The organism is Paenibacillus sp. P4_E11, assembly GCF_056401635.1.
The window spans coordinates 1-8256 of record NZ_JBFUIX010000147.1 but is presented as its reverse complement, the minus strand read 5'-3'; the positions used below and the strand labels follow the sequence as shown (position 1 = coordinate 8256).

The 8256-nt window shown below is 49.3% G+C and carries 7 protein-coding genes; 1 reads left to right on the top strand and 6 read right to left on the bottom strand.

Annotation, left to right across the window (positions count from 1 at the left end):
• Positions 1 to 753, bottom strand: a 753-nt coding sequence (gene kduI / locus AC1DWB_RS29435; protein ID WP_477544660.1) for a 5-dehydro-4-deoxy-D-glucuronate isomerase, incomplete at its 3' end; no start/stop codon positions are given.
• Positions 754 to 1017: 264 nt separating this feature from the next.
• On the opposite strand from kduI, the gene AC1DWB_RS29430 reads away from it, so the two are divergent.
• Positions 1018 to 3087 (top strand): sulfatase-like hydrolase/transferase, encoded by a 2070-nt coding sequence (locus tag AC1DWB_RS29430; protein ID WP_477544659.1) that lies wholly within the window; start codon positions 1018 to 1020, stop codon positions 3085 to 3087.
• A gap of 33 nt (positions 3088 to 3120) precedes the next feature.
• On the opposite strand, the gene AC1DWB_RS29425 is transcribed toward AC1DWB_RS29430, so the two are convergent.
• The 5 genes from AC1DWB_RS29425 to AC1DWB_RS29405 all read right to left on the bottom strand — a co-directional run.
• Positions 3121 to 4125 carry an aldose epimerase family protein gene (locus AC1DWB_RS29425; protein ID WP_477544658.1) on the bottom strand — a complete coding sequence of 335 codons (1005 nt, stop codon included), beginning with the start codon at positions 4123 to 4125 and terminating at the stop codon, positions 3121 to 3123.
• 18 nt (positions 4126 to 4143) lie between these two features.
• Positions 4144 to 4536 (bottom strand): hypothetical protein, encoded by a 393-nt coding sequence (locus AC1DWB_RS29420; protein ID WP_477544657.1) that lies wholly within the window; start codon positions 4534 to 4536, stop codon positions 4144 to 4146.
• Between the two features lie 15 nt (positions 4537 to 4551).
• Complete coding sequence (locus AC1DWB_RS29415; protein WP_477544656.1) at positions 4552 to 4845, bottom strand: hypothetical protein; 294 nt, start codon at positions 4843 to 4845, stop codon at positions 4552 to 4554.
• A gap of 115 nt (positions 4846 to 4960) precedes the next feature.
• On the bottom strand, positions 4961 to 7243 hold the full coding sequence (locus AC1DWB_RS29410; protein WP_477544661.1) for a thiamine pyrophosphate-dependent enzyme: 2283 nt from the start codon (positions 7241 to 7243) through the stop codon (positions 4961 to 4963).
• Between the two features lie 55 nt (positions 7244 to 7298).
• On the bottom strand, positions 7299 to 8256 hold a 958-nt coding region (locus AC1DWB_RS29405; RefSeq protein WP_477544655.1), incomplete at its 5' end, for a 2-oxoacid:acceptor oxidoreductase family protein.

Below are 8256 nucleotides of genomic sequence, written 5' to 3'. Positions count from 1 at the left end.
ATTGCTCGTCCCTACGCCGCTATGAATGGACCAGCTTGGAGAAATGATCGCCTGCTCATTGCGAACGACAAGGTGGCGAGTTTCCTGCGGCTCACCCATCAGATGAAACACTACACCGTCATCCGGCATGTCGAAGTAGAAGTAAATTTCCGAACGGCGGTTATGGGTATGGCATGGCATCGTGTTCCACATATTATTAGGCTTCAACAGCGTCATCCCCATGACGAGCTGACAACTCTGAATCCCATTAGCATGAATGTACTTGTAGATTGTACGTTCATTGGATGTGCTAGCTGACCCGAGTTGCTGCGGTTCCGCATCACGAATCGCCACATGCACAGTCGGGTATGTGTGGTGTGCCGGTGAAGAGTTGAAGTAAAACCGAGCCGGATTCGCAGCATCCACACTTCGGAATAACACTTCCTTACTGCCACGGCCAACATACAAGCAGTCCTTCGGATTCAATTCATAGTCGGTTCCATCTACAGAAACGATGCCTTGGGGGCCAACATTAATAATACCGATCTCGCGACGCTCCAGGAAAAAGTCAGCACCCGTGTCCTTGCGGTCTGCTTCAAGCTTAAGTGGTTCAACAGTCGGAATAGCTCCGCCTACAATAAATCGGTCGACATGTGTATACACCATTTGCAGTTGTCCGGGCACGAACAATTCAGGCATCAGAAATTCGCTGCGCAGTTTATTCGTATCGAGCGTCTTCGTTTCTTGCGGGCTTAGTGCATAACGTACTTCCATCTTCAACTACCTCCAGTAGATATAAGGAATGAATTCTACTTACATGTTACAACGAACGTTCATTTTTGTATATATCCGTTCATATTATGTTTATTTCGACAGCTTCAAATTACGTCTACTCTACGCATTTGTCCCATGATATAATAAAAACGTTTACAATTATTTAACAATCGAGAGTGATTATGCATGCCAACTATTCGTCGAATATATGCGCATATCCGACCTCACGAATTACCTTTCCTGTTATGTTTTGGAATTGTGGTCATGGTTGAATTTTTGAGCCGTGGGGGATTGGGAGCTGCATTCGCTTGGAGCTTCACTCATTTGATCCGTTTCGCCTTCAACACCTTTATCATCTATAGCCTGCTCATGCTTCTTACTGCACTAATAGGACGGGCCCGGGTCTCTTTCTGGATCTTGACGCCCATCCTATTCGTCCTAGGACTCATCAGCGGTATTAAGCTGAAAATACTAGGCATCCCCCTGCTGCCTTGGGACTTTGTACTCAGCAGCGAGAGCAAAGATATGACCCCTTACATCCGTAATATTATGAGCTGGAAAATCGGGTTCGGCCTCCTCTTGTTCTTCCTAATCAGTTATGCGGTGATGAAGAAGATGCCGCGCGTGACGATGAAGCTAACGTGGAAAGAACGCGGTATTACTGCTGTTGTGGCCATCATTGTACTGACTGTTCTGTATTTCGACAAACCGATACCGATTAAGCGTGCGTTTGCCATCGAGGGAATCTTATGGAATCAATCGGATAATGTGAAGATGAACGGATTTACATTGTCAACCTTCATGAATATGGAGCAGTTGTTCGTCAGCAAATTGGCGGATTACAGCAGCGAAATGGTTGCAGGCATTATGAAGATGAATGCGCCAAGTACGAAGAATGTAGGCGCGAGCACAGCAAAGCCTAACATTATCGTAGTGTTAAGTGAATCCCTGTGGGACGTTACGCAAATCCCTGGCGTCACCTTCAACAAAGATCCGCTTCCTAATCTACATGCCTTGCAGAAGCAATATTCGAGCGGTACGATGCTGTCTCCCCAATTCGGAGGAGGAACGGCCAACGTGGAGTTCGAGGTTTTGACAGGCAATACGATGCGATTCCTGCCGCAGGGCTCTGTCCCTTACAACCAATACATTAGCAAACAGGTCGATTCCATAGCCAGTATTACAGCACGGCAAGGCTACACCTCCACCGCTGTCAGCCCCTTCCACTCCTGGTATTACAAGAGCAGCGACGTATATAGGAACTTCGGTTTCCATAACTACATAAGCCTAGAGTATTTCGCGCCGAATTATGAAGGGCCCTATATCGCCGACAATGAAGTAGGCAAAGTAATTATTAATGCTACGAGCAGGACGAGTGGTCCTGATTTCGTATTCGCCAATACGATGGAGAATCACTTTCATTACTTTCCCGGCAAATTCACGGAAAACTCTTTCCAGATCACGAGTAATGTACCGGCGGAAACCAAGGGCTTGCTGGAAACATACGCCCGTGGAGCTAATGACGCAGACCGCATGTTGCAACAGCTGGTCGAACATTACAACTCGATTGATGAGCCTACCATTATCGTATACTTCGGGGACCATCTACCTTCGCTGGGCGACGAGTACAAGGCATTCAAGGAGTCTAAGTACATTACCGGCGAAAGCGATCCAGACTTCCTGAATAAAATGTATCGGGTTCCACTGCTGATCTGGAACAATTATTTGCCCGAACAGCCGCGTGAGACGCTGAACATGAGTCCTTTATTCGTGAGTCCTTACGTCCTGAATATGGCAAAGTTACCCGGAAGCTACTATACGGACTACTTATATTCGTTGTTCAAAAAAATACCGGTTATTCCACCTAAAAATTATTACGACAAGTTCGCGATCAAGGAAGCGGATTTGAAGCCCTACGAAACATTGCAATATGACATTTTATTCGGAGACCAGCATGCCTACAAGGACAGACAGCTAAGCATTATCGATAAGGACTTTTACCTGGGCCTTGGGCCGATCAAGATCGATACAGTCACTCCGCAACAACCAAGCTCTGCCAGTAATGAATGGCAAGCCGGAATCTCAGGACAGAACATGCCAGCGGGCTCCATTCTATTCATTAACGGCAAAAAAACTAGCATCACATGGAACAACACGTCGTACATCTCCGTCAAGATTCCTAGTGAGCTGCAAAAAGCCGCACAATTGGAATTCGAGATTAAAGTCATTGATTCGCAAGATAAAGTGATCCAGCAATCCAACACGATGCAAGTTCAACCATCAGCATGGAACCAAGCTGTATCTACGAAGAAGGACCGTCAGGAAGATGAATAAGCTTCCAACGGTCCTTCTTCTCTTGTAACGTTACTAGCCCACTCGTTCTGCATATAATCGGCTCTGCTCGCTCCACGACTCACCTGGTTGCAGCACGACCAATCCTGTCTTCTCTGCAGATAAGCTCAAATTCGGCGCATTCACCATGTTAATCTGTGGTTCTGGGCAGAAGAAGCCAACAGTAGCGCTATTGTTCCAGATCATCCATTGCTTGTAGCCCAAGCCCACATCATAGATAAGCCGTACTTGCTCACGGCGATCCGTTAGCACCATCCGATTGCCGTCCACACCCGGCTCCGCGCTGTAATGGTTGTCCATCTCCTCGAAGTAGGGGGAAGCACCCTTGGTTTCATCCTTGAAGCTCTCTTCGAAAGTGGACAAGGATGATGTACGTTCCGTTGGCAGCATCCGCTCATCCAGCTCCCAACGCTCGCCAATCGTCGTGGAGAAGACATAATCGTCGCTCGAGCTGCCAGGGACGAATGGTGCATTAATCGCCGTATGGAACCCTAGCATACAAGGCATCGGCTTATCATCCATGTTATGTACTGTAACATGCTGCTCCAGTCCTTCGTCCGACAATGTGTAACGAAGCGTAATCTTGAAGCAGTGTGGGAACGATGCATAGGCCGCATCCGACTCCGTAAGGGTGAAGGCGAATGAGKCGAAGCTCGCTTGATCGTCTGCACCTGAATCGACCGTTTCCCAAGGCTGGTCTAGACATATACCGTGCAGGTGATTGCCGGTTTCCGGTTCATTGATTGGGAATTGATAGTGAACGTCTCGTACTTGGAATTTCCCGTCATCATATCGGTTCGGCGGGAACAGCACTGGAATTCCGTGAGCCATGGGCACCGCTTTGAAGGCCTTCATCTCGTCTTGCTCCGGCTCGCGGATGAATCGATAACCGTTCTGTACGTCGCGGAAGGCAATCAGGTTTGCGCCGACTCCCGGAAGCACTGCTGCTTCATAACGTCCCGCCTTAAGCCACACGGCTGGCTCACCTTGATATGTTCCTGTAAACGCTTCTGGTTTCATATCGTTGATTCTCCCTCATTAAGATTCATTACTGATCAAAGTTAACCCGCAGGACGGACACTCCGACTCATTAGACTTCACCAGATAATCGCAAGCCGGACATCGTYCGTACACAGTCGGCTCCTCGTGGTTCGAGTCACCAGACGAAGCATTGCGATCCGATTGTAGGGTCGCAAGTAGCTCGGCCGGGTCGTTCCCATCCACGACTAGCACCTGCAATTGTTCCGTCGGCATCCAAACAATATTGCCTCTGGCGTCGCTGAGGGCAGCCATCTGAAGTTCTCCGTACTCCTCATTCGGAAACATATTACCACCCAGGAAGCTGGGACTGCGGGATTTATAAGCTCCGAAGCCAGTACCGATCAACACATACCGTTCACCGGTCGGCTTATGCATCACTATAATAGCCATTGCTGCTCTAGCCTCCTACTCGACCGGCTTGCGAATCTCGACCTGCCCTTCTGCATCCACATACAAGGTTAATCTTGGGTCGTTCTTCAGCTTCACATTATAACGCTTCAGTTGGGAATCATCCACTTCAAATGCGGACCATTGCTCTACATCTCCCACATCTTGGCTGACCAGAAATTCAACAAGCTGCTTGGCTGCTTCATCTTCCCAGTCCCAGTACTTCGTCCCGTAATACGTCAACTGATATGAATTCGTAAGCTTGCAGGTCCAGACTTGTCCGGTCTGCTGCTGTCTGGCAACATACGGCATCCTATGTCCTCCCTTGTGACGAGATATATGATCAGCCTGGAAGCCGTAGGGCACAATCCCAATAGGAATTGTGCCCGTCAGCCTGCCATGCTATTGGATCATTATTGCTTCATGCTTATAGATAAGGGTTCTCGTGCTTCGCCTTCAGGATGTTCCAACGACGCTCCACCTCATGCTCGAACGATTGCAGCGCTTCGGCGTTCTCCGGTTTGGTCATATGCTTCGTCTTGCCCATCGTCTTCAGCCACTCCACCATCTCGATCTTCTTGCTCTTCTCCTCCGGATTGTACGTAATCGTCGTGACGCCATGCTCGACTTCATACAGCGGGAAGAAGCAGGAGTTGACCGCATGATCCACAATCGTCGTACCATCCTGGTCTTCCGACAACCAGTTAAGCGGACAAGTGATCAGAATCTTACCATATACAAGCCCTTCATTCTGGGCATACCATTGCGCTTTGGCCGCTTTCTTGACTAAGTCCTGCGGGAAAGATTCGGAACCTGTGAATACATAAGGAATATGCGTTGCCGCCATAATTTGCGCGGTATCCTTATGATGGAACACTTTACCCTGCTGCTTCGAACCAACGTTAGACGTGGAAGTCCGGTGACCGAGTGGAGTCGAATAGCTCAATTGAGCTCCAGTGTTCATGTACCCTTCGTTATCGTACTCCAGAATGATCATCTTATGGTTACGAAGAGCAGCGCCGATCGCAGGCCCCATCCCGATATCCATCCCGCCGTCACCCGTAATCATGACGAACGTGAAGTCTGAAGGCAAGTTGTATTCATCCAGCTCGCCTCTACGCTTACGTTCCCAGAACATCTCCACCACACCCGACATAGTCGCTGCACCGTTCTGGAACAGGTTGTGAATGTAAGTTGCTTTGTGCGCGGAGTATGGGTAGCCGGTCGTCACGACCATTGCACAGCCCGTATGGAACAACGCAACGATGTCGCCCTCGATCCCCTTGAAGAACAATTCAAGACCGGAGAATATCCCACAGCCTGGGCAAGCGCCATGTCCTGGGGCGATCCGTTTCGCTTTCTTGGTCAAGGAACGCAGCGGAGGAATACGTACGGCCAGCTTGCCGCTCTCTTCATCTTTCTTCACCGTAATAAGGCCCGTGTTGACATCTTCATATTTCATCGGATTCAATACACGTTTCGGTGCCTTATTCTCCGTACCTGGCGTGTGACCGTAGTAATCGAACGGCTTCTCGACCTTACCGCTCTCCACGGCATCAATCGCGAATTGGAACAGGCTGTGACCGTCTTCGTTGTAGAAGTCTTTCCCGCCCAATCCATAGATACGGCTGATGACCATCGTGCTGCTGTTGCCTTCCGTGAACAAGGCTGCCTTAATCTCGTTCACCATGTTCCCGCCGTGACCGCCGTACGAATCTGCACGGTCGCCGACTGTGACGGCCTTCACATTCTTCAACGCTTCAGCAATTTGCTTCGCCGGGAACGGACGAATCATATTCGGTGCGATGGAACCCGCTTTGATCCCCTTGGCGCGGAGTTGGTCGACAACGTCCTTAATGATCTCGGATGCTGAATTCATCAGGAATACGGCTACCTCTGCATCCTCCATCCGATACAGATCGAGGATCGGATAATCGCGACCGGTTAGGTCCAGGTACTCTTTGCGAATCCGATCGTACACGTGCTCCGCATTATACATCGCAACGGATTGCTGATAGCAGTTGTTAATGTAGTCTGGCTCGTTCATGTAAGGCCCGACTGTAATCGGATTGTTGCGATCGAGCGTATCCGGATAACCACGTTGCGGCTGCTCACCGATAAAGCTGTGCACGTCGGCACGATGGGCGAACGTCTGCACCTTACGTTTCTGGTGAGAGGTGAAATACCCGTCAGAAGCTACTAGAACAGGAAGACGAACTTCCGGGTCCTCAGCCAACTTGATCGCCATAATATTCATATCGTATACAGCTTGCGGATCACGGCACATAATGATCGGCCAGCCGGTATTAAGCGCATAGTACAGATCGGAGTGGTCGCCGTGAATATTAAGCGGCCCTGATACGGAACGGCACACCAGATTCATAACCATAGGAAAGCGCGTTCCAGATTGCACTGGCATTTGTTCCAGCATATATAAGTAACCATTGGCACTCGTCGCATTGAATACCCGACCACCTGCTGTAGAAGCACCGAAGCATACACCCGCAGAACCATGCTCGCCATCCGCAGGAATCAGTACAATATCATGCTGTCCGTTCGACTTCATCAGATCAAGAAATTGTGCAACCTCGGTAGAAGGCGATATGGGGAAATACCCCATCACATGATAATTAATCTGATGTGCTGCATAAGCAGCCATTTCATTGCCGGACTCGTACACCATCCGTTGTTCGACTTTACCTGGCTTCATCTCTTGTTTAATGTCGATTGCCACTGTTCTCTACCTCCCCTATGTAAAGCATGGATTATTTCACAGCTAAATCGAAACGATGCGGAACTCGATGTTGATCAGCATACCCGTCTTCCTCCCGTTCGCTCGAGAGCGCTTCGGTCGGACAAGCTTGCACGCATTTCAAACAGCCTTTGCAATATTGATAATCGATCCCCTGAAGGAACATTTGCGGTCGGCCTTTCTTATCGGCCAGTTCATCCCAGACGAAGCAGAAATCCGGACATACGTTGTCGCACGCTGCACAATGGATACACTTCTCATCGTCGAAATGCGGCATCATACCTGCACGGGATATACTAATATCCTTCAATATACTATTCCCCGGATTCGTGATGGTGCCCCCAATCGGCTGCGTCTCGTACCCAAGAACAGGAGTATCATGACGTACGAAAGCCGGCATCTGCTGATCTTCCGGAAGTGTGAATGTCTGGAACTTAACCTCATGATAGCCCCGGTCGAACGTGCGCAGCGCCGGCTGCACCGCCTGTGGATACTTCTTCTCAAGTGACTTACGGATAACACCCTTCATCGTCTCAGGGTCCAGGAAATCGCACTGCCGGAACAGAGCACCCAGCATCGCCATGTTCACACGATTCTTCTCTTCCAGTGCGATGCCAATCGCATCAACTACTGCGATGGTACCGCCGATCAGGTTCAACTTCTCTTTCAACTGCTCTGGCGATTTAGTAGAATTGACCAGAACTAGACTGTCTTCATAGATGCCGCTGATAACATTTACAGTCTTCGATAAGGATTCATGGAATATGCCCACTACATGAGGACGTTCTACAGGTGATGTGTCTCGGATGTTCGTCTCAGGAAGGCAGAAACGGATATGAGCTTTTACAGCAGAACCCTTCTTCTCTGACCCGTAGGAAGAAAAGCTGACACCATTTAATCCAGCACCTACTACGCCTGATTCTGCCAACATCTTGCCGGCAAGATTAGCACCAAGCCCTCCTATGGATTCA